Below are 25021 nucleotides of genomic sequence, written 5' to 3'. Positions count from 1 at the left end.
GCGAACATCGGTCGCCGGGGGAGGGGCGTGCATGCGATTGGGGACACACGCATGCGTGTGTCCCCAGCCATCGTTCGCTAGATCCTGCCCATCAGGACCAGGATGATCAGGATGACCAGGATCAGGCCCAGGCCGCCGCTGGGGAAGTAGCCCCACGAGCGGCTGTGGCCCCAGGTCGGCAGGGCGCCGATCAGGGCCAGGATCAGGATGATGATGAGGATCGTGCCGAGCATGTCCGTCTCCGTTGCGTCCGCGCGCGGTGCGCGCAGGGGTTCAGGCGGAGGGAATGCGGCAAGCGCGGCCACGGTTCCGGTGGCGGCCTCAGCCGCTGGGGCAGTCCTGGGCTTTGCGCAGGCCGATGGCCCATAGGGCGCCGATGACCGCGCCCTTGACGCGGGGCAGCAGCAGCAGGGTCAGGCCGCCCAGAGGCAGCACGGTCAGGGGCACCACCAGGGCCGGCGACAGCTGCCAGATGAACGGGAACAGCAGCAGCGGCGCCACGAACAGGTGGCCGATGATCAGGATGGTGAAATAGGCGGGGCCGTCGTCGGCCGGATAGCGCGCCAAGTCGTGGCCGCAGACCTCGCAGTCCAGGTCCACCTTCAGGTAGCGCGTGTAGAGGCGGCCCTCGCCGCAGTTGGGGCAACGGTGGCGGACGCCGCGCTTCATGCCGGTCAGGACGCTGGCCTGGGGCCCTTCGTCTTGGGGCCGGGAGGAGGAGGAGTGCTCGTTCATGCCGTGCATATGCCTCCCTGAGCGGCCGGGCGAAAGGGGGCGCGGGGTCGCATGCGCCAATTTGAATCAGGTTTCGTAGAGTTAAATATCTGAACGCCAAAGAGTTCAGCCGAAAGGCGAGCGTGTAGAAACGCTGTTATTCCATCCGGTTAACCACAACTGCTTTGCGGCGTTGTGGATAAGTCGTGGCCAAGGTTGGGAAAGTGGAAGCCAAGCGGAGCCATAAGCTGCGAAGGCTTAACTATACCGGGGTTCGCGGACTCCGGTCTGTCGGAGCCCGCAACCGCCGGTGCTGCGACTATTTGGCGTCCTTGGCGGTGTTGCTGACGGCGCGGCCGGCGGCCGAGACGTCCTTGCCGACGCCTTCGACGGTGTTGCAGGCCGAAACCATCAGGGCGGTCGCGGCGGCGGCGAGGATCAGGATCTTGCGCATGGAGGTGTCCGACATTGGGGAGGAAGGGCGGCGGGACCTTAGCCTTGGCCCACGGCAGCGTTCAAGCGTGGGAGCGTGACGAAGTCGTGGCGTCACCGCGTCCCCGGCCGGTAGTCCTCCTTCACGTGCCCGCGCAGCTCGTCCTCGGTGAACAGCACCGGTTTGACCCGCATGGTCGCGAACAGCGGGGTCTGGTCGGCATAGTGGGGCGAGGCCGCGTCCAGGGTGGCCGAGCCGAACTGGTGGATGCTGTCGGAATGCACCGCGCCCGCCGCGTCCCAGCGCACGAACATGATGAAGGTGTCGCCCGCGTCGGCGGTGAGCGTGCCGTCCTTCTGCGGGATCCCCCACACCGAGCGATAGGTGTCGGCGCCGCCGTCGATGGGCAGGTCGACCTTGCCGCGCCGGATGCGGTTGACCTGGCCCCATTCGGGATCCAGGCGCCCGAAGCTTCCTTTCAGGGTTTTGATCGCCGCCTTCAGACTGTCTAGCGGAGCGGGGGGCGTGTCGCCGTTGATCTGGGCCACCAGGATCGGTTGGATCGTCAGCGAGGCCAGGGCGGCGGCGCGGTTGTGGACGTCGGTGCGGCGGTCCCAGCCGCGCAGGATCGCCTGGGCGGCTTTCAGGTCGGCGTCGCCGCCCGGATCGAGCGCCGTCAGCGCCTTGATCATCGCCGCCTCGGAGGAGTGTTCGCTGTACGTGATGTCGTACTTGTAGCGGCGGAACGCCTCCTCGGTGATGGCGCGATCGGCGCCGACCAGTTCCTGGATGCGCAGGGCGCGGTTGGTGACGTTGGTCTGCAGGCCCTGGCTGGCCGGGAAGGCGCCGGGCTTGAGGTTGTCGGCCGGATCGCTAGCCAGGAACGGGCTGTTGTTGGAGTTGTAGACATAGCCCGACTTCGGGTTCCACAGTTGCGGGATGGCCTCCACGGGGCGGTAGCCGCGCCAGACCAGGTCGCCACGGTCGCCCGGCAGCACGCCGCCCCAGTCCACGCCCTCGCGGCGGTTGGGATACTGGCCGTTGTGGACGAAGCCGATGTTCCCGGCCGCGTCGGCATAGACGTAGTTCAGGCTGGGCAGGGCGTGGGTGGCGATGCCCGCCCGCCATTCGGCCATGTCGCGGGCCTTGTTCAGCCGCCAGTACTGCAGCGGCTGGCCATATTCGCCCATGCCGGCGTAGCGCAGAGCGAAGAGACCGTGCTTGGTCTCCAGCACCGGGCCGTGGACGGAGCGCAGGGCGCGCTTGGTGACGGGGATGACGATCGGGCCCCACAGCCGCACCCGCATCTTCACGTCGTGACGCTGGAAGTCGCGCCAGGCGCCGTCCAGCCGATACTGGTTCTTGTTGTCGGGATTGATGACCAGCCGATAGGCGTCGAACAGGTCGGGCTTGGACACCGTATTGGCCCAGCCCAGGTGTTCGTTGTGGCCGTGCAGCATGAATGGCGCGCCGGGGAAGAAGCCGCCCGCCACGTGCCAGCCTTCGCCACTCTGGACCACGGCCTCGTACCAGGCGACGGGGCCGGTATAGGGCTGGTGCGAATTGACCAGCAGGCGGGGCAGGTGGTCGGCCGTGCGCGACGGGGCCAGGGCCAGGCCGTTCGAACCCTTGGGTGGGGCCTTCTGGGGCTCCTCCGGCGCGTTCAGCCGCTTCAGCTCGCCGTCCAGGCCGTAGAAGAACGGCTGCTTGAAGACGAAGCCGGCCAGGATGTCCTTGCCGCTCACCGGCAGAAGGCCCGGCGTCACGGCCTTGGGGTTTAGCGCGGCGTAGTAGTTGACCCCGTCGGCATAGGCCTCGAGCTGAGCGCGCACATCGGCCGGCAGCTTGGGATAGCCCGCCTCGACCGTCGGCCACACGTCCAGCAGCCCCACCAGATAGTCGGTGACCGCCGCCTTGGGCCCGTCGCGCCGGGCCAGGGTTCCGCGCGTGGCCAGGGTGACCGACTGCACGGTGGCGAAGTCGTCCTCGGATTGGGCGTAGGCCAGGCCGAAGGCCGCGTCGGCGTCGCGCTTGCCCAGGATGTGCGGCACGCCCCACGCGTCACGGCGGATGCGCACGTCGTAGACGGAAGCCTTGGCGATGATCACCTGGGTGTCCGGCTTGGGCGGCCGCATGACGAGGTCGAAGCCGATCAGCCCCGCCACGACGCCGACCGCCAGGCCCAGGACGACCAGCAGGCCGCGCAGGATCCACCGCATGAGTTTCCGCCCCTCGTTGTTTTGGGGCGATGATGGGCGCGGATCGCGGCCGGGGATAGCCCGACCTTGGGGAAGCCTATTCGGCCGCGTCGTCGCCGTTCGTGCCGCTGGAGCGCAGCGGGCCTTCGACCACGCCGAAGTCGCGCGAGCGCATCTTGCCGTCGGCCAGTTCTATGCCTTCGGCTTCAAGGCCGCGCTTCAGCAATTCGCGTACGGCCGCCGCTCGGCTGGGCATGCGGCGCGAGAAGCGCCAGTCATCCAACGCGGCGAGCTCTGCCTGCGTGAGCATGATCTGCAGGCGTTCAGGTCGGGTCAGGTCGTTCATGGGTCTCGGCCCCCGGAAAAGAGGCAGCTCTCCTTTTGTTCGGTGGAGCTAACGCACGAGCTCCGCCGTCGGGTTCCATCCTAGCCCAAAAACAGCGTATTGCCAAAAAAGGGCCGCTTACTCATTAATCGCCGTAGGCGTTGATCGCTAAGTAAGCATCAAGTGATAAAAGTCTGGAGACGTAGTCAAGACATAGGTCGCATACTCGACATAAAGGTTCGATTTCAGGGCTTGCAAATAAAGATCGGATTCTCGATCAAATAAAAGCGTCGCGTTTTAGCTCGATCTGTGTTTGCATGGGGTGACGGAAATTCCTGCCGCCTTACCGAAAGCCCCCGTGTCATGGACGTCGAACACCGAGAGTTCGGTGCTGCGGCCGTTCGCCATGTCGGGTCCGACGACCGGCTGAGCGAAGCCCAGCACCGCATCGCCAACAATCTGGCCCTGATCGCCGGCTATACTCGCCTGCAAGCCACGCGGCTGCACAAGGCCGGCCGGCCCTTGTCGGCGCGCGAGGCCTGCATCGCGCTGGAAGAGGTGGCCGCCCGCATCGAGACGGTGGGCGATCTGCACCGCCTGCTGTCAGCCGCGCCGACGCACGGCGATGGCGGCATCGACCTGGGCCGCTATCTCGACAAGCTGTGCGGCAGTCTGGTCCAGACGGTCAGCTTCGCCGGCGACACCACGATCTCGCACCGGGACGGCGGCGGCTGCATCGTGCGGCCCGACCAGGCCACGCCGGTCGCCCTGATCGTCGCCGAGCTGGTGACCAACGCCCTGAAATACGCCCATCCCACCGGCGTGGCCGGCAGTATCCTGGTCTCGTGCCATTCGACGCCCACCGGCTTCGTGGTCGAGGTCACGGATGACGGCGTGGGCCTGAGCGAGGAGTTCGATCCGCGCACCGACGGCGGCCTGGGTTTCCGGGTCGTGCGGGGGCTGGCCCGGCAATTGGGCGCGACCTTGGACTACGAGTCCGTCGGCGTCGGCCTGACCGTGCGCCTGACCCTGGGCGCCGACGACGCGCATCAGGTCATCCCGCTCTGGCCCGACCGGGACTAAATCATCGCGCGTTCAGGGTTTCACCCGATGGCGGCGAGAAGGCGGATGTTGCAACCTGTACGGGCTTGCAGACGTCGAGGTGTCCTCCCCCGATTCCCCTCGATGTGCCGGGCCGCCTAATTCCGACGGGGCGGGTCCGGCTGCAGGCTGAGAGCCGGCCGGGGTGTCCCGACGCACGAATTCGGCCGGCTCTCCCCCCTCTATTTCGACAGTCAGGGCGCGGTGGTCGCCAGTTGCGGCGCTTCCTCCACCGGCATGTCCAGGTCGCCCAGGCCGGCGGCCTTGATCGCGTCGCGCAACTTGGTGACGGGCTCGCCGGTTCCGGTGGTGAACGACAGCTGGCCGGCGCTTGCGCGGTTTTCGGCCAGGTTGCTGAAGCCGGTCGGCGCCGTGCCGGCCGGATCGGCGTTCAGGCTGATGGCGTAGGTCTTGCCCGGCAGGGTGGCGCACAGCAGGACGAAGGTCTTGGCGTCGTTCAGCAGGCGCGGGGTCTTCAGGCACGACAGGGCGTCGGCGCCCGAGCCCAGGCCATAGGCGAAGTCGCGCGGCGTCATCTGCTGGTCGAAGGTCAGTTTCAGCACCAGCACGCCCGGCGCGACCGTCTGGCCCTCGGCCGGCCAGGAGGCGACCATCTTGGGCTTCTGGGTCGGCGGCATGATGGTGACCGGCGAGACCGGATTGGGCGTCTCGGGCGGCTTTACGGCCTGGGCCAGGGCCGGACCGGCGGCGAGGCAGAGGATCAGGACGGGGACGATGGCGCGCATGTCGCCACCGTGACCGCAAAGCTGGGCCTTCTCAAGGCCGCGGTGGAGCCGGCTAGCGGGTCATCCAGGGCTTGCTCTTGCTGCTGGACGCGGCGGCCGCGGCCTGCTCGCGCTGGAACTTGCCGCCGCGCGGGGGCTTGGGCTTGGCGGCGATAGCGGCCTTCTTCAGACGCAGGGCGCGCTGGATCGGCGTTTCGCCAGGAATTTCGGGCGGATTTTCGGGCTGGTCGCTCATGAGGCGGCTTCTAGCACGGCCCCGGCGATCTGTCCGGGGCCGGAGCGCCGAATCCTGGCGCCGAGGCTCCGCTTGAGGCATCGTCGGCGCGTGGGCGACTCGGCGATCAACGGAAAGACCTGGAACGAGGCCGAGCTGGACATGGTGGTCGGCGACTACCTCGTCATGCTCGACAAGACGATGACCGGTCGCGCCTACGATCCGGCCAACCATCAGCGCGCCCTGCGTTTCGTCACCAACCGCTCGGGCGGGGCGATCGTCTTCCTGCAGGGCGAGATCTCGGCGATCCTGACCCTGGTGGGCCTGCCGATCCTCAAGGACCACCCGCCGCGCTGGGACTTCGGCGAGGCCCTGATCGACTCGGTCGACCGCTGCCTGACCGCCAAGCCCGCCATCCTCAAGGACCTGGCCCAGCCGCCGGCCCTGCTGGGCCGCGCAACCGCGCCGGTGCTGGCCGAGGGCGGTCCCTCGGTCGTCCCGGCCACGCCGCACGCCGAGCGCGTCGCGCGGCTGACAGCCCGGTTCGACCCCGCCGCCCGCGACCAGGACGCCCGCATCCTGGCCCGCATCGCCGTGGCCTCGGCCCTGGCCTACGAGCAGCGCCGGCTGGAAGAGCGCGGTCGCGAGGACCTGGCCGCCCAGGTGCGCCTGGTCCTGCCCACCGACGCGCCCGGCTGCGACCTGATCAGCTTCAGCCGCACCGGCGCGCCCCGCCGCACCGCGGTGAAGGCCACCACCGGCGGCCCGGCCACGCCCTTCCGCCTGACCCCCGACGAGGAGGCCCTGCGCGCGGCCCAGCCGGACGCCTTCGTGGTCTACCGCCTCTACGACGTGGCGCGCGAGGCCCGGGTGTTCCGGGTGCGAAGCGCGCGAGAAGCCGCGACGGCCTAGTTCACCGTGTCCAGCGCCCACGGCCCGAACGCCGGGCGCTCCTTCAGGCGGGCGTAATAGGCCTCGACCGCCGGCAGGTCGGCGCGGTCCATCGGCGTGCGCTTCCAGCGGTGGACCGAGACCCCCAGCACCACGTCGGCCAGGGTGAAGTCGTGGCCGGTGGTGTGGGCGCCGGTCTGCGCCAGGCGCTGGTCGAGAATGGTCATGGCGCCGTTCCAGGCCTTGACGCTGGCGGCGATGCGGGCGGGCTCGTCATAGCCCGGCGTCGGCCGGCCCAGGGCCAGGAAGGCGTAGACCCAGGTCGGGTTCAGGGTGGTGGCCTGCCAGTCCATCCACTGCTCAACCACGGCCCGGGCGCGCGGCTCGGCCGGCAGCAGGTGGCCGCCGCCGTATCGGCTCGCCAGATAGCGGCAGATGGTGTTGCTCTCGTAGAGCGCGCCGTGCTCGTCGATCAGCACCGGCACCAGGCCGTTGGGGTTCAGGGCCAGGAACTCGGGGCTCTTGGTCGAGGCGAAGCCCGTCCCCCAGTCCTCGCGCTCATAGGCCAGGCCCAGCTCGTCGCAGGTCCACAGCACCTTGCGCACGTTCAGCGACGAGGTGCGGCCGAGGATCTTGAGCATGGCGTGTCCCTATTGCGTCTCGCCCACATACGCCCGCGCCACCGCCTCGGCCACCTTGATGCCGTCCACGGCCGCCGAGAGGATGCCGCCGGCATAGCCCGCGCCCTCGCCGGCCGGGAAAAGGCCCGCGACGTTCAGGCTCTGGAAGTCCTTGCCGCGGGTGATGCGGATCGGCGAGGAGGTGCGGGTCTCCACGCCCGTCATCAGCACGTCGGGATGGTCGTAGCCGGCGATCTGGCGGCCGAACACCGGCAGGGCCTCGCGCATGGCCTCCAGCACGAACGGCGGCAGGCATTCGGCGAGATCCGTCATCTTGATCCCGGGCTTGTACGAGGGCTGGACCTCGCCCAGGTCCTCCGACGGCCGACGGGCCAGGAAGTCGCCGACCTTCTGGGCCGGGGCCTTGTAGTCGCCGCCGCCGGCCGTGAAGGCCAGGCTCTCCCATTTGCGCTGAAACTCGATGCCGGCCAGGGGATGGCCCGGATAGTCGCGCTCGGGGTCGATGGCCACCACGAAGCCGGAATTGGCGTTCCGCTCGTTGCGCGAATACTGGCTCATGCCGTTGGTGACCACACGGTTCGGTTCGGACGTCGCCGCCACCACCGTGCCGCCCGGGCACATGCAGAAGCTGTAGACCGTGCGGCCGTTGCTGCAATGGTGCGACAGGCTGTAGTCGGCCGCGCCCAGGTCCGGATGGCCGGCGCAGGCGCCGAAGCGGGCCTTGTCCATCCACGACTGCGGATGCTCGATCCGCACCCCGATCGAGAACGGCTTGGCCTCGATGTGGACGCCACGGTCGTAGAGGGTCTGGAAGGTGTCGCGCGAGGAATGGCCGACGGCCAGCACCACGTGCCCGGCCGCGATGTAGTCGCCGCCGGCGATATGCAGGCCCTTCAGCTTGCGCGAGCCGTCGGCGGCGGTCCCGATGTCGAAGTCCTCGACCCGGTGCTGCCAGCGGTACTCGCCGCCCAGGCTCTCGATCAGCGAGCGAATGTTCTCGACCATGTGCACCAGGCGGAAGGTGCCGATGTGCGGGTGGGCTTCGGTCAGGATCTCCTCGGGCGCGCCGGCCGCGACGAACTCCTCCAGCACCTTGCGGCCCAGGAAGCGGGGATCCTTGATCTGGCTGTAGAGCTTGCCGTCCGAGAAGGTGCCCGCGCCGCCTTCGCCGAACTGGACGTTGGACTCCGGGTTCAACTCGCCGCGCCGCCACAGGCCCCAGGTGTCCTGTGTCCGCTCGCGCACCACCTTGCCCCGGTCCAGGATGATCGGCTTGAAGCCCATCTGGGCCAGGATCAGCCCGGCGAACAGGCCGCAGGGGCCGGCGCCGATGACGACGGGGCGAGGGCCGTCGAACCCCTCCGGCGCGCGGGCTACCAGGCGATAGTCGGTGTCGGGCCGCGGCCGCACCTGGCTGTCGCCCTTGAACCGCTCCAGCACGACCGCCTCGTCGCGCAGGGCGATATCGACCGTATAGACCATCAGAATCGCCGCCTTCTTCCGCGCGTCATGGGCGCGGCGGGCGACGACGTGGCTCAGGAGGTCGCGCTCGGGGACGCCCAGGCGGTTGCAGATCGCGGGAGCCAGGGCCTCGGGCGGATGGCCGAGGGGGAGTGACAGGTTGGATAGGCGGAGCATGGTGGCGGGTTTAGCCCTGCTGGGCGCGATGCGCCATCTAGCTGCCGGAAAGCCTACTCCGTCTCCTCCTCGTCGTCTGCTTTCTCAATATCCAGAGGCACTTTTCGACCTGATAAGAAAGCCGTGACACGGGAGACGATCTCAGCGTTGGAGACCTTGTTGGGGCCCAGCATGCGCGAATGGGCCCGACCCGGGTGCAGGGTGTCCCAAAGCGACATCGCCTGATCTTGGCGGCCCTTTCCAGGGGCCTTGTTGCCAAAGCCGGCGGTAACAACATTCCACACGGGGCGAAATTGCTGAATCAGCATGTTCTCGCCAAGAGAAATCCACACGTCTTCGATCACCAACGAACGGGCGTGAAAGTGATCGATGTCCAAATTGATGGCTTCGCGAATTGAATCCGCATGGATGTTTAAGCGCTCGCCCAAACGTCGGCCATGCTCAGCATCACGCGTGAGGCCGCCTATCCGACCGCCTTTCGGGATCGCTTTGCCAACGTAGATCGGCACTTCTTCGTTGGATCGCGTGCCAAGCGTCAGCATCGAATAGGCGGGAAAATCACCTGAATAGTAGATTGCGTAGACTCCCGCTCCGCGTTCGCTAGCTAGAGTTGCAAGCGGGCGAAGCGGCTGCTCCAGAATCGCATTCTGGATGCTGCGTGCCAAATTGATCGTGGCGAGGGGGTTATAGGCTACGCTCATGCCGCGTAGCGTAGCTTCCGAGCGACATCCTTGCCAATGACCTCCGCTAGTCGAACCGGCACGGCGTTGCCGAGTTGACGCATGGTCTCGCTCCACGAGCCATGGAATACGAAATCGTCTGCGAAGGTCTGCAGGCGCGCACTTTCCCGAATGCTGAAATAGCGAACCGAACCGTCGGGGCGGGCGAGCATGTTCTCCCCGCCGGGCACGCCGTGGACACCCGCCTTAAGAGTCTTGGCTGGCTCGTCGAGGGGGCTGCCAGTGTGCCCGGGATAGCTGCGCGCGCCAGGCTGAAAGCGATGATTGCGGTGTTCCGTGGCTTTCCTTGGGTGGAATTCGGGGTCGGGCAGATCGGCGATGGCGTCGCGCACGGTGCGCCAGGCTATGGTCGCCGGCTTTTCCTCAAGCCGCAGGGCGCGAACTGGCGCGCCCGTCGCGTCGGGGCGCTGGGTCTTGGCGACCTTGTGACGATCCCAATAGTTTCCGTCGCGGTGTTGGGCCCACAGCAGTGCGTCTGACGAGTGGGTCTCGACTGGGAAGCTCCATTCGATGTCGAGGTCGTCGCGGAAGCCTACGAAGATCACCCGTTCTCGCTTCTGAGGCACGCCATAGTCGGCGGCGTTCAGAACGCGGGCGATCACGCGATAGGCGCCGTCGCGGTCTCCGTGAGTATGGTGACGTTCCAGCCGCGCGAGATGATCGGCCCAGTCCTCGTCTGGCAAGGCGGTCACGTAGGGATGCTCCAACTGGAGCCGGATATACTCGAAATAGTTTCGGAAGCTGGCCCGCGTCAGGCCCTTCACGTTCTCGAAGATAAAGGCCTTGGGGCGCGTTTCGCGAACTGCCCGGATGGCTTGCGGGAACATGTCGCGTGCGTCGTCATAGGCCTTGTGCTTGCCGCCCATCGAGAATGGCTGACAAGGAGGGCCGCCCGACACCAGCGCGACCTTGCCCTCGAGCGACCGGAAATCGACCCCCCGCACGTCGCCCTCGACCTCCGGCCAGCCGTGCATCGGCGAAAATGGCAAGTCACGGTTTTCGCGAATGGTCTCGCGGCAATAGCGATCCCACTCGACCACCTTGGCTGGCTTGAACCCGGCTCGGCACAGGCCCATCCCCAGGCCTCCGGCCCCCGCGAAGAGTTCGATCGACTTCATGAGTCCAAGAATGTTCTAATTTCGTTCTCTAGGAAAGCCTCATTCTTAAGCTTGCATTCCCAAAGGGTCAGCGCGCTCCAGCCCAAGGCTTCCAGCTCCGACAGCTTGCGAAGATCGCGGGCGCGATTCCCCTCCAACTTCGGTATCCAGAAGTCGTGCCGTGATTTGGGGAGCCGCGCCAGCTTGCACTTTGGATCGGGGTGGCGATGCCAGAAACAGCCGTGAACGAAGATCACCTTGCGTCGGCCGGGAAAGACTAAGTCGGGCCGGCCAGGAAGCCTCACGCCGTGCAGGCGATAGCGATAGCCCATGTGGTGAACCAATCGTCGCACGAGCATCTCGGCGGCAGATCCCTTGCCCTTGACCCGAGCCATGCGGGCGCTGCGCTCGGCGGGGGTTAGGGTGTCCATGGCGAAGAAATGCTCGGTGTTAGGAAGGGATCAATCCTCGTCCATCTTCAGCGCCGCGATGAAGGCTTCCTGCGGGATTTCGACCTTGCCGAACTGGCGCATCCGCTTCTTGCCTTCCTTCTGCTTGTCCAGAAGCTTGCGCTTGCGGCTGGCGTCGCCGCCGTAGCACTTGGCGGTGACGTCCTTGCGCAGGGCCCGGACGGTTTCGCGGGCGATGATGCGGCCGCCGATGGCGGCCTGGATCGGGATGACGAACATGTGCTGGGGGATGAGGTCCTTCATCTTCTCGCACATGGACCGGCCGCGGCTTTCGGCGCGGCTGCGGTGGACCAGCATCGACAGGGCGTCGACGGGCTCGGCGTTGACCAGGATCTGCATCTTGACCAGGTCGCCGGCGCGGTAGTCTTCCAGGGCGTAGTCGAAGCTGGCATAGCCCTTCGAGATCGACTTCAGGCGATCGTAGAAGTCGAAGACGACCTCGTTCAGCGGCAGGTCGTAGACGACCATGGCGCGGCTGCCGACGTAGGAGAGCTCGCGCTGCATGCCGCGACGGTCCTGGCAGAGCTTGATCACGCCGCCCAGGAACTCGTCGGGGGTGAAGATGGTGGCCTTGATCCAGGGCTCGGCGATCTCCTCGATCTGCATCGGATCGGGCATGTCGGCCGGATTGTGCAGGTCCATCTCTTCGCCGTTGCGCAGCTTGATCTTGTAGACCACCGAGGGGGCGGTCGCGATCAGGTCGAGGTCGAACTCGCGCGACAGGCGCTCCTGGATGATCTCCAGGTGCAGGAGGCCCAGGAACCCGCAGCGGAAGCCGAAGCCCAGGGCGGCGCTCGACTCCATCTCGTAGGTGAAGCTGGCGTCGTTCAGGCGCAGCTTGCCGACGGCGGCGCGCAGGTCCTCGAAGTCGGCGGCGTCGACCGGGAAGAGGCCGCAGAACACCACGGGGACCACTTCCTTGAAGCCCTTCAGGGCCTCGGCCGTAGGCTTGCGCTCGTCGGTGATGGTGTCGCCGACGGCGGCGTCGGCCACTTCCTTGATCGAGGCGGTGAAGAAGCCGACCTCGCCCGGGCCCAGCGCCGCCACGTCGGTGGCCTTGGGGGTGAAGACGCCCACCTTGTCCAGCTTGTGGGTGGCGCCGGTCTGCATCATGCGCACCTGCTGGCCGGCCTTCAGCGTGCCGTCGAAGACGCGCACCAGCACCACGACGCCGAGATAGGGGTCGTACCAGGCGTCGACCAGCAGGGCCTTCAGCGGGGCGTTCGGGTCGCCCTTGGGGGCGGGCAGGCGCTTGACGATGGCTTCCAGCACGTCGGGAATGCCGACGCCGGTCTTGGCCGAGCATTCGACCGCGTCCGAGGCGTCCAGGCCGATGACCTCCTCGATCTGGGCCTTGACCCGGTCGACGTCGGCGGCGGGCAGGTCGACCTTGTTCAGGACCGGGACGATCTCGTGGTTGTTGTCGATGGCCTGGTAGACATTGGCCAGGGTCTGGGCTTCCACGCCCTGCGAGGCGTCCACCACCAGGATCGAGCCTTCGCAGGCGGCCAGCGAGCGCGACACCTCGTAGGCGAAGTCGACGTGGCCGGGGGTGTCCATCAGGTTCAGGACATAGGTCTCGCCGTCATTGGCCTTGTAGTTCAGGCGCACGGTCTGCGCCTTGATGGTGATCCCGCGTTCCTTCTCGATGTCCATGTTGTCCAGCACCTGGGCGCTCATCTCGCGCGCGGTCAGGCCGCCGGTGGTCTGGATCAGACGATCGGAGAGGGTGCTTTTGCCGTGGTCGATGTGGGCCACGATGGAAAAGTTGCGGATCTTGTCGAGAGGCGTCGAAGTCATGGCGCTGCGTCTAGCATATTTGCCGGGTTTCGCGAGGGTCGATGCACAGGAGCCCTCATGGTTAACTCGCGCTTAAGGTTCAGGCCGCAAACCCGACTCAATGGGTTGAGACAGTATGAGCTGTCGGAAACGCGAGAGAACATATGGACCGCCGTAAGCTGATCCTCACGGGCATCGCCACCGCCGGGCTCGGCGGCTGCGCCAGCACCGCCCAGACGCGCGCGCCGGGCGATCCGGCCACGGGCCAGGCGCCGACCTACGACACCGGCGCGGCGGCCACCTATTCGGCCGACGAGATCATCCGCAGCGGCTCGGACTTCCTGGGCGTGACGGCCGAGACCATCGGCGGCGCGATCGAGCGCATCTTCCGCGACAACGGCCGGCCCACCGGCTACGTCGCCGGCGAGGAAGGCTCGGGCGCCATCGGCGTGGGCCTGCGCTACGGCCGGGGCCTGCTCTACATGAAGGAGCGTCCCACCCAGGAGGTGTTCTGGCAGGGGCCGTCGGTGGGCTGGGACTGGGGCGGCAACGCCAGCCGGGTCTTCACCCTCTGCTATAACCTGCAGTATCCGGACGCGATCTTCCGCCGCTTCCCGGGCGTGGAAGGCTCGGCCTATCTGGTCGGCGGCCTGGGCGTGAACTACCAGAAGGCCGACACCATCACCCTGGCCCCGATCCGCGCGGGCGTGGGCCTGCGCCTGGGCGCGAACGTGGGGTATCTGGCGTACAGCCGGCAACGGAACATCCTGCCGTTCTAGCCGGTCAGAGGGGGCGAACACTTGCCCCCTTCGCGCCTACGGCGCTCCTTCCCCCGGAGGGGGAAGAGGACGCGCGTTTTTCGTCCTCCGCCCCCTACGGGGGCGGACAGACGGCGAAGCCGTCAGGTGGGGGCAAGTGGGCGCGCCTCGGCCTGAGCCGCCGCCACCGTCACGCTCTGTCCCACCATCTCCGCCTTGCCGAAGATCGTCAGGAACGCCACGTCCGCCGCGTCGCGGCCGTAGGCGATGCGGACCAGGCCGTCGATGGGCGCAAGTCCCGTCGGATCCAGCAGGCGCCAGCGGCCGCCGACGAAGACCTCGACCACGGCGTGGAAGTCGGGCGGGTCTAGCGTCAGGGCGTAGACGCTGGCCACGCGGGCGGGAATGTCGCTGGCCCGGCAGAGGGTGACGGCCAGGTGGGCGAAGTCGCGGCAGACGCCGGCCCGCTGGACATAGGTTTCCAGCGCCGTGGTGCGCCAGTCGCTGCACGGTCGGTATTCCAGGTGGCCGATGATCCAGGCGGCGATGGCGGCCACGCGGGCGCCGCCCTTCAGCGCCCCGAACTTCTGGTCGGCGATGGTCTCGAAGGTGTCGGACGGGCAGTAACGGCTGCCGCGCAGATAGGGCAGGGTCTCGATCGGCAGGTCGGCGATCCGGTGCTGGACCGCGCCGGTCAGGTCCATGTCGCGGGCGGCGATTTCGACGGTGGCCGCATAGACGATCGACAGCCGGCCTTGGTGCTCGAAGGCCACGCGGCGTTCGCCGCTGGCTGGATCGTCGCGGCGGGTGACGGTGAGCGGCGGATCGAAGGTCAGGGTCTCTTCGACCACCGTCTGGTCGTCGGCCACGGCCGCCTCGATCTGCAGCAGGGATTCCGCGCGCTCCGGAAAGTCGTAGTCCAGCCGCGCCTCGACATGCACGCGCATGGCCATCTCCCCGGGGTGAGCCGTGACAACGGCCTGCCCGGGTGAAGGTTCATACGGGTGTCAGTGCTTAGACGCCTTGCTGTTGACGAAGTCCATCAGGGCCAGCAGCAGGCCCGAGATCACGAAGGCCAGGTGGACGATGACCAGCCACATCAGGCGCGGCTGGTCCAGCACCTCCTTGGGCTCGGTCAGGTGCAGGAAGGCCTTGAGGAGGGCGATGGCCGAGATCGCCACGATGGAGGCGATCAGCTTCATCTTCATGGCCGAATAGTCGACCGTGCCCATCCATTCGGGCCGGTCCTCGTGGCTGGCGGTGTCGATCTTGGAGACGAAGTTCTCGTAGCCCGACAGTATGACGATCACCAGCAGGTTGGCCGCCAGCGACAGGTCGATCAGCGACAGGGCCAGGAGGATAGCGTTCTCGGGCTTGGCGGTGAACACCAGCGGGATGCCGTGGATCAGCTCCTGGAAGAACACCACCATCAGGGCGGCGAGCGCGATCACCAGTCCGACATAGAACGGCGCCATCAGCCAGCGCGAGGCGAACAGGCCGCGTTCCAGCCAGGTTTCGAGGATCGGCTTCTGCATCGGAGCTCCTAACGGTTGGGGAGGTACTCCAGCACATAACGTACCGTTCGGCGACTTCCGGCCGCCAGCGGCACGCGCCAGGCCGCCACGCCGTCGCGGATTTCGTGCGGGCCGGGGCCGGACACGATCTTGAAGCCGGTCAGGCCGGGCAGGGCCAGCCGCACCTCCGCCGCCACGGGCGCGGTCTTGGCGTTGGTCAGCTCCACCTCGTAGGTGCGGCGGACGCGGTTCTTGCCGCGCCGTTCGTCCTTGACCAGGGTCGGTCGGAACCGCACGTCCATGGCCTGGCCGATCGACAGGTCGAAGGGCTGGCCCACGGGGATGTCGCGCAGCTTCTGCTCGCCGGCGAAGGCGGGACGGCCGCCGGCGGTCTCCATCACCGCCAGGGCGCCGGCGGGCAGGGGCTTGCCCAGGCCCTCGGAGGCCTTGTTCTCCATCCGCAGCACCACGAACGGCGCCCAGGACTGGCGGCCGTCATAGTCGGTGGTCGGTCCCAGCGTCAGGGCGTAGAGCCGCTGGAAGGCGACGCCCTTCTGGTCGAGGAAGGCCACCTGCTTGGTCTGGCGCGCGGCCATGGTGACCGGCTCGGGCAGGGTGTAGAGCTTGTAGTCGCCCAACTCGGACTGCTCGGCCAGCTGCACGCGGTTGGCGGTGACGACCATTTCCGGCGCGGGCGGAGGAGGTGGCGGCGGGGGCGGAGGCGGGGCCATCATGGCCATCATGGGCCGCATCTGGACCGCGTCCGGAACCTCCAGCCCGTCGGTCGTGGTGTCCATCGGCCAGCACGCGCGGTCGATCCGCTTGGTCTGCCCCTGGGGCGTGTCGACCGGGCGGCGCGACAGCTTGCCGGCCACGGCCTGGGTGGGGGCGTCGGCGAAGGCCGTGCCGCTGGTGTTGACCAGGGTCAGCCAGCCGCCCAGGTCCAGGGTCTTGCCGTCGGGACGGATCCTGGCGACGTAGTCGGCCTGCCAGGTCACGCCCGTGGCCAGGTACGACAGGGTCAGGCGGGCCTTGGTGGCGACCGGGACCTCGACCACGGTCGACAGGGCCGGCTTGTCCGACAGGCCCTCGGGCACGCGGTCGAAGACCAGGCCCTCCACCCCGCCCGAACAGCCCAGGGCCTCGACCCCGCCCGCCGTCTCCAGGACCACGCCGTAGGGGCCCTGGCGGACGATGGCGCTCTCCTGGGTCTTGCGGCCGGTCTTGGCGTTGGTGCGCACGACGCCCACCGGCTGGTTCAGCGAGCGTTCCAGCAGGGTTCCGGGACTCAGCAGCGCGTAGTCGTAGTTGCGCTCGACCACCCCGCCGGCCAGGCCTTCGAGCGTGGCGCTCTGGGGGATCACCGCGTCGGCCACGCCGGCGAAGCGCAGGGTGTGGCGGCCGGCCGGCAGGTCGACGGTGCGGGTCTCGCTGACCAGGATCAGGCCGTTGCGCGCCGCCATCTGGCGCTGCCACGGATACAGCGACTGCCACGGCGCGACGTCGGCCCGGTAGAGGGTGACGGCCACCTTGTCGGGCGCGGGCGAGACGATGGTGTCGGCGAGGGCGGTCGTCGGAAGAAGAAGCGCGAGCGCGGCCAGCCAGGTCCTCCCCCCATGGGGGAGGTGTCGCCGCAGGCGACGGAGGGGGGATTGGCGAGGCGTCGGCGCACTCCCCCCTCCTTCCGCTTCGCGGACACCTCCCCCAGAGGGGGAGGACCTGCGGCTTTGGAAGATCACCAGCCCGTCTCGACCGTGAAGGTCAGGGTCGTCTCGCCGTTGGCGGGCACCGGCACGCTCCAGCCCAGGGTGCGGGCGTCGATGCGGCGGCTGGCCAGGCTCTCGTCGACGACCTTGCCGTCGCGGCCCAGGCCCCCCTGGCGCAACTCCACCGTCACCGGCTGGGCGCGGGCGTTGCGCAGCAGGTACTTCATCTCGTAGCGCGAGCGGGTCTTGGAGACCTTGGTGTTGGCCACCAGGGTGGCCTGGCTGGTCACGTCGAAGGCGTCGCCGGTCTTGATCGACAGCTCCGACCCGGCGGGGGTGTGATCGATGTTGTTCTCGCCGATGAACTTGGGATCGCCGGCCTTGTCGCGCATGTAGACGCGCATGGTCCCGGCCGGCAGCTGGCGGCCCAGGCCCGCCAGCTTGGCGTTGCTGAACTGGATGGCCACCGAGGCCGAGCGCGGGCTGGTCTGGCTGGAGAAGCCGCCCTCGCGGATCTCGTAGGCCTTCCTGGCCCCCACGCCCTGGGCGCTGAGGAAGCCGACCTGCTTGCTCTGGCTGGCCAGGATCGTGGTGCGCTCGGGCAGGGGATAGACGTAGTAGTCGGCCACCCGTTCGGCGTCGTCCTCGCCGCTCTCGGCTCCGGCCGAGGTCGTGGAGGGGCGGCGCGGCGGCTGGTAGCCGTTGTTGACCGCCAGGGTGTTGACCTGGCCGGCCACCAGCTGGGTCTCGGCGTTGTCGAAGGGCGTGCCGGAGTTGTTGCCCAGGGTGATCCAGCCCTGCAGGTCCAGCGCCCCCTTGGCCTCGTCGAACAGGGCCACGTAGTCGGCCTGCCAGCTGAGGCCGGTGGTCAGGTAGCTGAGGGTGACCAGGCGCGGACCGGGCTTGTCGCCCTCCACCGTCACCGACAGAGTCGGGCGGGCGCGCAGGCTCTCGGGCACCTTGTCGAAGATCACGCGGGTGGGCGAGCCGTCGTCGCGCAGCACCTCGATGCGGTCGCCGATCTTCAGCACCACACCGCCGTTGGCGGCCAGCACCGTGGCGGTCTCGGTGGTCTCCTTGCCGTCGCCGGGATTGGTGCGGACGATCTTCACCTGCTGGCCGACCGCCTTCTCCATCAGCTTGCTGGGCGTCAGCAGGTCGTAGTCGAAGTTCTGCTCGACCACCGACACGCCCGACGCCGACAGGCTGACCGTCTCGGGCCGGATCGTGGCCGAGACGTCCTTGAACTCCAGCTTCTGGCGGCCGCCCTTCACATCGATCTGACGGATGTCCTGAACCAGGGCCAGGTCGTTGTTGTAGATGGTCACCGACAGCTTGGGGGCCGTCTGGGCGTAAGCGGCCGTGGAGATGGCGAGCGCGGCCGTGGCCAGCAGAGCGTGACGGAACATCCAGAGCGTCTCCCGATTTCGGCGCTCAAGGTTTCATGCGGTCAGCCGGGAGTCGAGTGAGAAATTACAAGTGTGAACTAATTATGATTCACGCCAAGGCCTTCTCTGCCTGGTGGTCGTCCAGCCTCAGCTGCGGTGCGCGCGCAGCAGCGCCAAGTTCTCGCGGATGTACCTTGCGCCACGCCAAACGAAGCCGAGGCTCGCCAGGAGGAGCCCCAGTTCAAGCAGGTTGACGTCGCCGCTGGGTGCGGGCGGCGGCAGGTCGGCGGTCATGGCCTTCAGATTGGGCAGGAGGCCCCATCCCTCCGCGATGATCTGCCAAGCCAGCACGCTCGCGGCCGCACAGCCCAGCAGCATCACCATCGCGCCGTTGAGCAGGCCGGTGCTGATGTTTTCGAGGCTGGCCGGCTGAGCTTTTGCGTTGGTCATGACGATGACCTTAGCAGGCCATTCGCCAAGCGCCACCTTGAGTGGAGGCCGTCACCCGCCCCACACCTGCTTCAGCCGCCCGTCGCGGCCGCAGCCGACGCGGTAGATGTTGTAGTCGATCGAATGGTTCTTGGCGTAGTCGCGGTGATAGGCCTCGGCCGGCCAGAAGGTCTTCAGGTCCAGGATCTGGGTCTTCATCGTGCCGCTCTTCAGGCGCTTGGCGGCCTCGGCGCGGGACTTCTCGGCGATGGGGCGCTGGGCCGGGGTGACGAAGACGGCGGGGCGATAGGACGGGCCGCGGTCGCAGAACTGGCCGCCGTCGTCGGTGGGGTCGACCAGCTTCCAGTACTTGTAGAGCAGGAAGGCGTAGTCGAGCCTGGCCGGGTCGTAGGTGACGCGGACGGACTCGTAGTGGCCCGAGGTCTCGCTGGTCACGTCGCGATAGGTGGGCCGGTTCACGTGGCCGCCGGTATAGCCGCTCTCCACCTTCAGCACGCCGGGAATGCCGCCCATGTCGTGCTCCATGCACCAGAAGCAGCCGCCGGCGAAGACGGCGGTCTGGGTGGCGACGGGCTTGCCAGAAACCTTGGATGCGGCCAGCACGTCGGCGGGCAGGACGATGGCGGCGAAGCTGGCGATCAGGACGAGAAGGCGGCGGATCATCGAAGGTCTCCGAAGGAGGGATACCCCTAGATACGGATCGGACCGGCCAAAGGTTACATCCCCTATCGCCAGCCGAACCCGACGCCGCGCACCGACGGGCAGGCCGACAGGCGGGCGGCCAGGATCTGGGCGCGCTCGTCGCCCTGGTCGTCCAGCTCCAGCCGGATGCTTAGGCCCGCGCCGTCCGGCTGGGCGGTCAGGGCGCGCAGGCGGGTCTGCTGGACATTGGCCACGCCCAACACCCGCATCAGGGCGTCGGGCGTGTCGTCGGCGATCACCAAGAAGAGGCGGCGTTTGTCCGCATCTTCGTCCTTTGGAGGTTTGAGGTCCGGACTCAAGGCCGCACCCACTGATGCTCGACGCTGGCCGAGGTGACGCCGGGCCAGGCGGCCAGGTCGCGGGCCAGCAGGCGGGCGGCCTGGTCGCTGAGGTGGCGCACACGCAGGGAGCCTTCGACGATCTGGCCGACGGGCTTCATCGACAGGGCGCACAGCTCCGCGCCGCTGTCGGCCAGGCCGGCGCGGACGGCTTCCAGGGCCGAGGGGGCGTCCTGGGCGGCCAGCAGCAACTGGTGGACGGTGACGCCTTCATGGTCGGAGTGGAAGGCGGGTGGGGAAGGCAGGTAGCTCATGGGTGGTTCTCGGTTCCTTGGATGTGAAGGGAAGGACCGATGACCGCACAGCAAAAACCCCGCTCCTTGTGGGAAGCGGGGCTTTGCGGATCTTGCGATCTTCGGCGTTTTTGCGGGTCTAGTCCGCGCGCCTGTGCTGCCCCGTTCGCACACGAACGGTTTTAATCTTGGCCTGCATCATAATATTGCGCGCGCACATGATCGCGACGCCGGCGGTGAGGCCGGTGGCGATCAGAACGTTCATGGCCAGCTGCGAGAGCATGTGGCGGCGAAACTCCGTGTGCGATTACACAGTTAGCGTGGGCGTAACGCTAGCGCAAGGTCTTGCCGCGCGGGTGTGACGTTTGGCGCGGATTGCGCAAGTTTTATGCGGCGGCGCTTCGACGGCGAACACTTGCCCCCTTCGGGCCTTCGGCCCTCCTTCCCCCAGAGGGGGAAGAGGACTTAAGAGCGGGCGTCCTCCGCCCCCTACGGGGGCGGACAGACCGCGAAGCGGTCAGGTGGGGGCAAGTCGGTGCGCGACTAGCCCCGCAGCTTCCCGCCCGCCTTCTCGACCGCCGCGACGATCTTGGCCGACAGGGCCTCGATCTCGGCTTCGGTCAGGGTCTTGTCGCGCGGTTGGATCACCACCTCGAGCGCGATCGACTTGGAACCGTCCGGCACGCCGGGGCCCTCGTAGACGTCGAACACCCGCACCGCGGCGATCAGGGCCTTGTCGGCGCCGGCCGCCGCGCGCACCAGGTCGCCCGCCGCCTTGGCCTTGTCGGCCACGAAGGCGAAGTCGCGGGTCAGCGGCATCAGCGGCGAGGGCGAGAAGGCCGGACGCGACTTGATGGCCTTCTTCTTCGGCTCGGGCACGGCTTCCAGGGTGATCTCGAAGCCGTAGACCGGACCGGCCACGTCCAGAGCCTTCAGCACCGCCGGGTGCAGTTCGCCGAACTCGGCCAGCACCGCCTTCGGGCCCAGCTGCAGGCGCGCCGAGCGGCCCGGATGCCACCAGGACGAAGCGTCGCCCTGAGCGGTCTGCAGCTTGTCGACCGGCGCGCCGATCTCCTCCAGCAGGGCCGTCAGGTCGGCCTTCACCGTGAACAGGTTCTCGGCCGGAGCCTTGTCCCAGCCGCGCGGCGCGCGCGGGGCCAGGATGCCGGCGATGACGGTCTTCTGGTCCTGCGGGCGGTCGCCGTGGAACACGGGGCCGACCTCGAAGAAGGCCACGTCAGCGAAGCCCTGGCGGGCGTTGCGGCCGGCCGCGTCGATCAGGTTGGGCAGCAGCGACGGACGCATACAGTCCAGCTCCGAGGCGATGGGATTGGCCAGCAGCAACTCGGCCGCGCCGCCGCCGAACAGCTCGGCCGTCTTGCGGCTGGTGAAGCTGTAGGTCAGGGCCTCGGCGTAGCCGGCGGCGGCCAGGGCGCGGCGGGCGACGCGGGCGCGGGCCTGCTTGGCGGTCAGCACGCCGCCGACGGCGCGCGGAACCTCCGGCAGGGCCGTCGAGGGCAGCTCGCCATAGCCGGCGATGCGGGCCACTTCTTCCACCAGGTCGGCCTTGCCTTCCACGTCGCGGCGGAAGGTGGGCGGGGTCACGCAGACCAGGCTGGCGGCGTCGGTGGCGAAGGCGGCGGCCGAGACGTCCTTGGGCGGCTCGATGACGAAGCCCAGATCGGTCAGGATCTTCAAGCTGCGCTCGGGCGCGATCTCCAGGCCCGACAGTTGGCCCACATAGGCCGGGTCGAACAGGATCGGACCGGGCGCGGCCGGGGCCTCGCCGGCCACGACGATCTCCGACGGCTCGCCACCGCAGAGCTCCAGGATCAGCTTGGTGGCCAGCTCCAGGCCGGGCACGACCGAGCCGGTGTCGACCGTGCGGGCGAAGCGGTACTGAGCGTCGCTGGCGATGCCGGTGGCGCGGCCGGTCTGGGCGATGCGGATCGGCTCGAACCAGGCGCATTCCACGAAGACGTCGACGGTGTCGTCCGAGCAGCCGGTGCTCTCGCCGCCCATCACGCCGCCCAGGCCGATGGGCCGCTCGCCGGCGGCGTCGGAGATCACGCTCATCTCGGGCGTCAGCTCGTAGGTCTTGCCGTCCAGCGCGATCAGGTGCTCGTCGCCATGCACGCCGTGATGGCCCAGGCGCGCCTCGATGGTGTCGCCCACCAGCTTGGCGGCGTCATAGACGTGCAGCGGCCGGGCGCGGTCGTAGCTGATCAGGTTGGTCACATCGACCAGGGCGTTGATCGGACGCAGGCCGATGGCCTTCAGGCGATCCTGCAGCCACTTGGGCGAGGGGCCGTTCTTGACGCCCTTGATCAGGCGGCCGGCGAACACCGGGCAGGCGTCGCCATCGACCTTGATCTTGATCGGGCAGGGGAAGGTTCCCGGCACCGGCGCGATCGACAGGTCCTTCAGCGTGCCTACGCCAGCGGCGGCGAGGTCGCGGGCGATGCCGGCCACGCCCAGCCAGTCGGGGCGATTGGGGGTCACTTCGAAATCGATGACGGCTTCCAGGCTCAGGGCCGTGGCGGCGGGCGTCCCGACGGCCAGGTCGTCGGACAGTTCCAGGATGCCCTCGGAGCCGTCGTCGGCCTCGAGCTCCGAGCCCGAGCACAGCATGCCGTTGGAGACCACGCCGCGCACCGGCTTCTCGACCAGGGTCACGCCAAGGCCTGGCACATAGGCGCCGATGGGGGCGTAGACGGTGGTCAGGCCCGCGCGGGCGTTGGGCGCGCCGCAGACGATCTCCTTGCGGCCGTCGACGGTGTCGACCTGGCAGACCCGCAGGCGGTCGGCGTTGGGGTGCTGCACGGCCTCGACGATCTTGGCCACGGTGAAGGCGGCCAGCTTCGACGCCGGATCGGTGACGTGCTCGACCTCGAGTCCGGCCATGGTCATGGCCGAGACGACGGTGGTGGCGGAGGCCTCGGTGTCGAGGTGGTCCTTCAGCCAGGACAGGGTGAACTTCATCGGTTCGGTCTCCAAACTCCCGCCCGGCGGGAGCTGGTGGAAAGGTCAGGGTTTCTTCAGCTCAGGCCGCTGGCCGCGTTCGGCGCGGCGAAGGCGGAAAAGCCGTAGTGGCTCAGCCAGCGGACGTCGGACGCCCACATGTCGCGCAGGTCGGGCATGCCGTATTTCAGCATCCCCAGCCGGTCGACGCCCATGCCGAAGGCGAAGCCCTGGTACTCGTCCGGATCGATGCCGCAGGCGCGCAGCACGTTCGGATGGACCATGCCGCAGCCCAGGATCTCGAGCCACGAGGTGCCCTGGCCGATCTTGATCTCGCCGCCGCTGCGGTCGCACTGAACGTCCATCTCGGCCGAGGGCTCGGTGAACGGGAAGTGGTGCGGGCGGAACTGGGTGGTGACCGCGTCGGTCTCGAAGAACCGGGCCAGGAAGGTCTCCAGGGTCCACTTCAGGTGGCCCATGTGGATGCCCTTGTCGATCACCAGGCCCTCGACCTGGTGGAACACCGGGGTGTGGGTGGCGTCGTTGTCCACGCGATAGGTGCGGCCCGGCGCGATGATGCGGATGGGCGGGCTCGTGCTCACCATGGTCCGCACCTGCACGGGGCTGGTGTGGGTGCGCAGCAGCATGCGCTCGCCGTCTTCCTTGGTGTTGAAGAAGAAGGTGTCGTGCATCTCCCGCGCCGGGTGCTTGGGCGGGAAGTTCAGGGCCGTGAAGTTGTGGAAGTCGTCCTCGATGTCGGGACCTTCGGCCACGGCGAAGCCCATCTCGGCGAAGATGGCGATCACCTCGTCCATGGTCTGCATGGTGGGGTGGACGCTGCCGCGACGGCGGTGCGGGGCCGGCAGGGTCAGGTCCAGGGTCTCGCTGGCCAGGCGCGCGTCGAGGGCGGCGGTTTCCAGCGCGGCCTTCTTGTCGTTCAGCGCCGTCTGCACGCGGTCGCGCAGCACGTTGATGGCCGCGCCGCGTTCCTTGCGCTCTTCCGGGCTCATGGCGCCCAGGGTCTTGAGCAGGCCCGAGATCGAGCCGGTCTTGCCCAGGGCGGAAACGCGCACGGCGTCGAGGGCGGCGAGATCGCCGGCGGCGGCCACCTGGGCCAGCACGTCGGCTTCGAGAATGGTGAGATCGGTCATGACGGGGTTCCGTCTAGAGCATTCGTGGGACGGGGAGTAGGGGAGCGCGCAGCAAAAAGCCCTCCGGTTCGCACCGGAGGGCTCTTCAGATCGAGCTTCGGATCAGGGACCCGAAAATAGACCTTAAGCGGCCAGGGCGGCGCGGACCTTGTCGGCGATGGCCTTGAACGCGACCGGATCGGCGCCGGCGATGTCGGCGAGGACCTTACGGTCCATCACGATACCCGCCACGTCCAGGCCGTGGATAAATTGCGAGTAGGTGAAGCCTTCGACGCGAGCGCCGGCGTTGATGCGCTGGATCCACAGCGAACGGAAGGCGCGCTTGCGCACCTTGCGGTCGCGGTAGGCGTATTGACCGGCCTTGTCGACGGCGGCCTTGGCGGTCCGGATGGTGTTCTTGCGACGGCCGTAGAAGCCCTTCGCCTGTTCCAGAACCTTCTTGTGCTTGGCGTGAGCAACGACGCCACGTTTAACGCGAGCCATGTGTCAGCGCTCCTCTTAAAGGCCGTAGGGCAGGTAGGTACGGATGATCTTGGCGTCGGATTCGCTCATGACCTTCGTTCCGCGGTTTTGGCGGATGTACTTGCCGCTGTGGCCGATCAGGCGGTGGCGCTTGCCGGCGACGCCGGCCTTCAGCTTGCCCGTGGCGGTGATCTTGAAGCGCTTCTTAGCGCCCGACTTGGTCTTCAACTTAGGCATTTCGCGTCGGAGCGTTTAACGGCCCCGTCCTCTGGATAGCATGACGAACCGCCATGGCATGCCAAACTGGCCAGGCGGTTCCGGAAAGGCGGGGTTGATACGGGAAAGGGGCGAAGATGGCAAGCACCGTCTCC

The 25021-nt window shown here is 67.9% G+C and carries 29 protein-coding genes; 3 read left to right on the top strand and 26 right to left on the bottom strand.

Annotated elements, in window-relative coordinates:
• Window positions 1–77 precede the first annotated feature (77 nt).
• The 5 genes from AC07OA_RS14530 to AC07OA_RS14510 all read right to left on the bottom strand — a co-directional run bounded on the left by AC07OA_RS14530 (window position 78) and on the right by AC07OA_RS14510 (window position 3691).
• Window positions 78–233, bottom strand: coding sequence for a DUF3309 family protein (locus AC07OA_RS14530; protein WP_062097700.1), 156 nt, complete (start codon window positions 231–233; stop codon window positions 78–80).
• Window positions 234–321: 88 nt separating this feature from the next.
• Window positions 322–735, bottom strand: a complete 414-nt coding sequence (locus AC07OA_RS14525; RefSeq protein WP_494664521.1) for a DUF983 domain-containing protein — start codon at window positions 733–735, stop codon at window positions 322–324.
• Window positions 736–1033: 298 nt separating this feature from the next.
• Window positions 1034–1168: an entericidin A/B family lipoprotein gene (locus AC07OA_RS14520; protein WP_494664520.1), complete on the bottom strand. Its 135-nt coding sequence runs from the start codon at window positions 1166–1168 to the stop codon at window positions 1034–1036.
• Window positions 1169–1260: 92 nt separating this feature from the next.
• A complete protein-coding gene (locus AC07OA_RS14515; protein ID WP_494664519.1) occupies window positions 1261–3366 on the bottom strand; it encodes an acylase in 2106 nt (701 codons plus the stop codon).
• Window positions 3367–3442: 76 nt separating this feature from the next.
• Complete coding sequence (locus AC07OA_RS14510; RefSeq protein WP_494664518.1) at window positions 3443–3691, bottom strand: hypothetical protein; 249 nt, start codon at window positions 3689–3691, stop codon at window positions 3443–3445.
• A gap of 342 nt (window positions 3692–4033) precedes the next feature.
• Between AC07OA_RS14510 and AC07OA_RS14505 the strand changes: the two genes are divergently transcribed.
• Window positions 4034–4753 (top strand): sensor histidine kinase, encoded by a 720-nt coding sequence (locus tag AC07OA_RS14505; RefSeq protein ID WP_494664517.1) that lies wholly within the window; start codon window positions 4034–4036, stop codon window positions 4751–4753.
• Window positions 4754–4965: 212 nt separating this feature from the next.
• On the opposite strand, the gene AC07OA_RS14500 is transcribed toward AC07OA_RS14505, so the two are convergent.
• Together AC07OA_RS14500 and AC07OA_RS14495 are read right to left on the bottom strand one after the other, a co-directional pair.
• Window positions 4966–5517, bottom strand: coding sequence for a hypothetical protein (locus AC07OA_RS14500; RefSeq protein WP_494664516.1), 552 nt, complete (start codon window positions 5515–5517; stop codon window positions 4966–4968).
• 52 nt (window positions 5518–5569) lie between these two features.
• The gene (locus AC07OA_RS14495; protein ID WP_494664515.1) at window positions 5570–5752 is read right to left on the bottom strand and encodes a hypothetical protein; all 183 of its coding nucleotides are present in this window, start codon (window positions 5750–5752) and stop codon (window positions 5570–5572) included.
• A gap of 72 nt (window positions 5753–5824) precedes the next feature.
• Here AC07OA_RS14495 and AC07OA_RS14490 point away from each other — a divergent pair, with 72 nt between their 5' ends.
• Window positions 5825–6643 carry a protein NO VEIN domain-containing protein gene (locus tag AC07OA_RS14490; RefSeq protein WP_494664514.1) on the top strand — a complete coding sequence of 273 codons (819 nt, stop codon included), beginning with the start codon at window positions 5825–5827 and terminating at the stop codon, window positions 6641–6643.
• Here AC07OA_RS14490 and AC07OA_RS14485 read toward each other — a convergent pair.
• The 6 genes from AC07OA_RS14485 to lepA are packed head-to-tail and all read right to left on the bottom strand — an operon-like array spanning window position 6640 to window position 13008.
• Complete coding sequence (locus AC07OA_RS14485; protein ID WP_494664513.1) at window positions 6640–7263, bottom strand: glutathione S-transferase family protein; 624 nt, start codon at window positions 7261–7263, stop codon at window positions 6640–6642. The genes AC07OA_RS14490 and AC07OA_RS14485 overlap by 4 nt on opposite strands.
• Before the next feature lie 9 nt (window positions 7264–7272).
• Window positions 7273–8901 (bottom strand): NAD(P)/FAD-dependent oxidoreductase, encoded by a 1629-nt coding sequence (locus AC07OA_RS14480; RefSeq protein ID WP_494664512.1) that lies wholly within the window; start codon window positions 8899–8901, stop codon window positions 7273–7275.
• A 53-nt stretch (window positions 8902–8954) separates the two neighbouring features.
• A complete protein-coding gene (locus tag AC07OA_RS14475; protein WP_494664511.1) occupies window positions 8955–9602 on the bottom strand; it encodes an Eco29kI family restriction endonuclease in 648 nt (215 codons plus the stop codon).
• Window positions 9599–10759 (bottom strand): DNA cytosine methyltransferase, encoded by a 1161-nt coding sequence (locus AC07OA_RS14470; RefSeq protein WP_494664510.1) that lies wholly within the window; start codon window positions 10757–10759, stop codon window positions 9599–9601. Before AC07OA_RS14470 ends, AC07OA_RS14475 begins: the two co-directional genes overlap by 4 nt.
• Window positions 10756–11169 carry a very short patch repair endonuclease gene (locus tag AC07OA_RS14465; protein WP_494664509.1) on the bottom strand — a complete coding sequence of 138 codons (414 nt, stop codon included), beginning with the start codon at window positions 11167–11169 and terminating at the stop codon, window positions 10756–10758. The genes AC07OA_RS14470 and AC07OA_RS14465 overlap by 4 nt, the downstream gene beginning before the upstream one ends.
• Before the next feature lie 30 nt (window positions 11170–11199).
• Window positions 11200–13008 (bottom strand): translation elongation factor 4, encoded by a 1809-nt coding sequence (gene lepA / locus AC07OA_RS14460; RefSeq protein WP_494664508.1) that lies wholly within the window; start codon window positions 13006–13008, stop codon window positions 11200–11202.
• A gap of 143 nt (window positions 13009–13151) precedes the next feature.
• Here lepA and AC07OA_RS14455 point away from each other — a divergent pair, with 143 nt between their 5' ends.
• Window positions 13152–13766: a DUF1134 domain-containing protein gene (locus tag AC07OA_RS14455; protein ID WP_494664507.1), complete on the top strand. Its 615-nt coding sequence runs from the start codon at window positions 13152–13154 to the stop codon at window positions 13764–13766.
• Between the two features lie 122 nt (window positions 13767–13888).
• Here the strand turns inward: AC07OA_RS14455 and AC07OA_RS14450 are convergent, their stop codons facing one another.
• The 13 genes from AC07OA_RS14450 to rpmI form a co-directional block, all read right to left on the bottom strand.
• Complete coding sequence (locus tag AC07OA_RS14450) at window positions 13889–14692, bottom strand: transglutaminase-like domain-containing protein (protein ID WP_494664506.1); 804 nt, start codon at window positions 14690–14692, stop codon at window positions 13889–13891.
• A gap of 60 nt (window positions 14693–14752) precedes the next feature.
• Window positions 14753–15280, bottom strand: coding sequence for a TIGR00645 family protein (locus AC07OA_RS14445; protein WP_494664505.1), 528 nt, complete (start codon window positions 15278–15280; stop codon window positions 14753–14755).
• A gap of 8 nt (window positions 15281–15288) precedes the next feature.
• Window positions 15289–16788, bottom strand: coding sequence for a DUF4139 domain-containing protein (locus AC07OA_RS14440; protein ID WP_494664504.1), 1500 nt, complete (start codon window positions 16786–16788; stop codon window positions 15289–15291).
• A 206-nt stretch (window positions 16789–16994) separates the two neighbouring features.
• Window positions 16995–18374 carry a DUF4139 domain-containing protein gene (locus AC07OA_RS14435; RefSeq protein ID WP_494664503.1) on the bottom strand — a complete coding sequence of 460 codons (1380 nt, stop codon included), beginning with the start codon at window positions 18372–18374 and terminating at the stop codon, window positions 16995–16997.
• A gap of 126 nt (window positions 18375–18500) precedes the next feature.
• Window positions 18501–18803, bottom strand: coding sequence for a hypothetical protein (locus AC07OA_RS14430; protein WP_494664502.1), 303 nt, complete (start codon window positions 18801–18803; stop codon window positions 18501–18503).
• 51 nt (window positions 18804–18854) lie between these two features.
• Window positions 18855–19463, bottom strand: a complete 609-nt coding sequence (gene msrA, locus AC07OA_RS14425) for a peptide-methionine (S)-S-oxide reductase MsrA (protein ID WP_494664662.1) — start codon at window positions 19461–19463, stop codon at window positions 18855–18857.
• A gap of 65 nt (window positions 19464–19528) precedes the next feature.
• Window positions 19529–19744, bottom strand: coding sequence for a hypothetical protein (locus AC07OA_RS14420; protein ID WP_494664661.1), 216 nt, complete (start codon window positions 19742–19744; stop codon window positions 19529–19531).
• A gap of 56 nt (window positions 19745–19800) precedes the next feature.
• The gene (locus AC07OA_RS14415; protein WP_494664501.1) at window positions 19801–20097 is read right to left on the bottom strand and encodes a hypothetical protein; all 297 of its coding nucleotides are present in this window, start codon (window positions 20095–20097) and stop codon (window positions 19801–19803) included.
• Window positions 20098–20215: 118 nt separating this feature from the next.
• On the bottom strand, window positions 20216–20359 hold the full coding sequence (locus AC07OA_RS14410; RefSeq protein WP_494664500.1) for a hypothetical protein: 144 nt from the start codon (window positions 20357–20359) through the stop codon (window positions 20216–20218).
• Between the two features lie 260 nt (window positions 20360–20619).
• Window positions 20620–23058: a phenylalanine--tRNA ligase subunit beta gene (gene pheT / locus AC07OA_RS14405; RefSeq protein WP_494664499.1), complete on the bottom strand. Its 2439-nt coding sequence runs from the start codon at window positions 23056–23058 to the stop codon at window positions 20620–20622.
• A gap of 56 nt (window positions 23059–23114) precedes the next feature.
• Entirely contained in the window at window positions 23115–24188 is a 1074-nt protein-coding gene (pheS, locus tag AC07OA_RS14400) for a phenylalanine--tRNA ligase subunit alpha (RefSeq protein ID WP_494664498.1), read from the bottom strand.
• Between the two features lie 123 nt (window positions 24189–24311).
• Entirely contained in the window at window positions 24312–24671 is a 360-nt protein-coding gene (rplT, locus tag AC07OA_RS14395) for a 50S ribosomal protein L20 (protein WP_494664497.1), read from the bottom strand.
• A gap of 15 nt (window positions 24672–24686) precedes the next feature.
• Entirely contained in the window at window positions 24687–24887 is a 201-nt protein-coding gene (gene rpmI, locus AC07OA_RS14390) for a 50S ribosomal protein L35 (protein ID WP_494664496.1), read from the bottom strand.
• Between the last annotated feature and the right edge of the window lie 134 nt (window positions 24888–25021).

It is taken from the genome of Caulobacter sp. GW821-FHT09B08 (assembly GCF_059418225.1).
This window is presented reverse-complemented; position numbering and strand designations above follow the sequence as displayed.

Bases quoted from the DNA above. Each gene is read 5' to 3' on its own strand.
- AC07OA_RS14530 (WP_062097700.1), bottom strand. From the start codon at position 233: ATGCTCGGCACGATCCTCATCATCATCCTGATCCTGGCCCTGATCGGC.
- AC07OA_RS14525 (WP_494664521.1), bottom strand. From the start codon at position 735: ATGAACGAGCACTCCTCCTCCTCCCGGCCCCAAGACGAAGGGCCCCAG.
- AC07OA_RS14520 (WP_494664520.1), bottom strand. From the start codon at position 1,168: ATGCGCAAGATCCTGATCCTCGCCGCCGCCGCGACCGCCCTGATGGTT.
- AC07OA_RS14515 (WP_494664519.1), bottom strand. From the start codon at position 3,366: ATGCGGTGGATCCTGCGCGGCCTGCTGGTCGTCCTGGGCCTGGCGGTC.
- AC07OA_RS14510 (WP_494664518.1), bottom strand. From the start codon at position 3,691: ATGAACGACCTGACCCGACCTGAACGCCTGCAGATCATGCTCACGCAG.
- AC07OA_RS14505 (WP_494664517.1), top strand. From the start codon at position 4,034: ATGGACGTCGAACACCGAGAGTTCGGTGCTGCGGCCGTTCGCCATGTC.
- AC07OA_RS14500 (WP_494664516.1), bottom strand. From the start codon at position 5,517: ATGCGCGCCATCGTCCCCGTCCTGATCCTCTGCCTCGCCGCCGGTCCG.
- AC07OA_RS14495 (WP_494664515.1), bottom strand. From the start codon at position 5,752: ATGAGCGACCAGCCCGAAAATCCGCCCGAAATTCCTGGCGAAACGCCG.
- AC07OA_RS14485 (WP_494664513.1), bottom strand. From the start codon at position 7,263: ATGCTCAAGATCCTCGGCCGCACCTCGTCGCTGAACGTGCGCAAGGTG.
- AC07OA_RS14480 (WP_494664512.1), bottom strand. From the start codon at position 8,901: ATGCTCCGCCTATCCAACCTGTCACTCCCCCTCGGCCATCCGCCCGAG.
- AC07OA_RS14475 (WP_494664511.1), bottom strand. From the start codon at position 9,602: ATGAGCGTAGCCTATAACCCCCTCGCCACGATCAATTTGGCACGCAGC.
- AC07OA_RS14470 (WP_494664510.1), bottom strand. From the start codon at position 10,759: ATGAAGTCGATCGAACTCTTCGCGGGGGCCGGAGGCCTGGGGATGGGC.
- AC07OA_RS14465 (WP_494664509.1), bottom strand. From the start codon at position 11,169: ATGGACACCCTAACCCCCGCCGAGCGCAGCGCCCGCATGGCTCGGGTC.
- lepA (WP_494664508.1), bottom strand. From the start codon at position 13,008: ATGACTTCGACGCCTCTCGACAAGATCCGCAACTTTTCCATCGTGGCC.
- AC07OA_RS14455 (WP_494664507.1), top strand. From the start codon at position 13,152: ATGGACCGCCGTAAGCTGATCCTCACGGGCATCGCCACCGCCGGGCTC.
- AC07OA_RS14450 (WP_494664506.1), bottom strand. From the start codon at position 14,692: ATGCGCGTGCATGTCGAGGCGCGGCTGGACTACGACTTTCCGGAGCGC.
- AC07OA_RS14445 (WP_494664505.1), bottom strand. From the start codon at position 15,280: ATGCAGAAGCCGATCCTCGAAACCTGGCTGGAACGCGGCCTGTTCGCC.
- AC07OA_RS14435 (WP_494664503.1), bottom strand. From the start codon at position 18,374: ATGTTCCGTCACGCTCTGCTGGCCACGGCCGCGCTCGCCATCTCCACG.
- AC07OA_RS14430 (WP_494664502.1), bottom strand. From the start codon at position 18,803: ATGACCAACGCAAAAGCTCAGCCGGCCAGCCTCGAAAACATCAGCACC.
- AC07OA_RS14415 (WP_494664501.1), bottom strand. From the start codon at position 20,097: ATGAGCTACCTGCCTTCCCCACCCGCCTTCCACTCCGACCATGAAGGC.
- AC07OA_RS14410 (WP_494664500.1), bottom strand. From the start codon at position 20,359: ATGCTCTCGCAGCTGGCCATGAACGTTCTGATCGCCACCGGCCTCACC.
- pheT (WP_494664499.1), bottom strand. From the start codon at position 23,058: ATGAAGTTCACCCTGTCCTGGCTGAAGGACCACCTCGACACCGAGGCC.
- pheS (WP_494664498.1), bottom strand. From the start codon at position 24,188: ATGACCGATCTCACCATTCTCGAAGCCGACGTGCTGGCCCAGGTGGCC.
- rplT (WP_494664497.1), bottom strand. From the start codon at position 24,671: ATGGCTCGCGTTAAACGTGGCGTCGTTGCTCACGCCAAGCACAAGAAG.
- rpmI (WP_494664496.1), bottom strand. From the start codon at position 24,887: ATGCCTAAGTTGAAGACCAAGTCGGGCGCTAAGAAGCGCTTCAAGATC.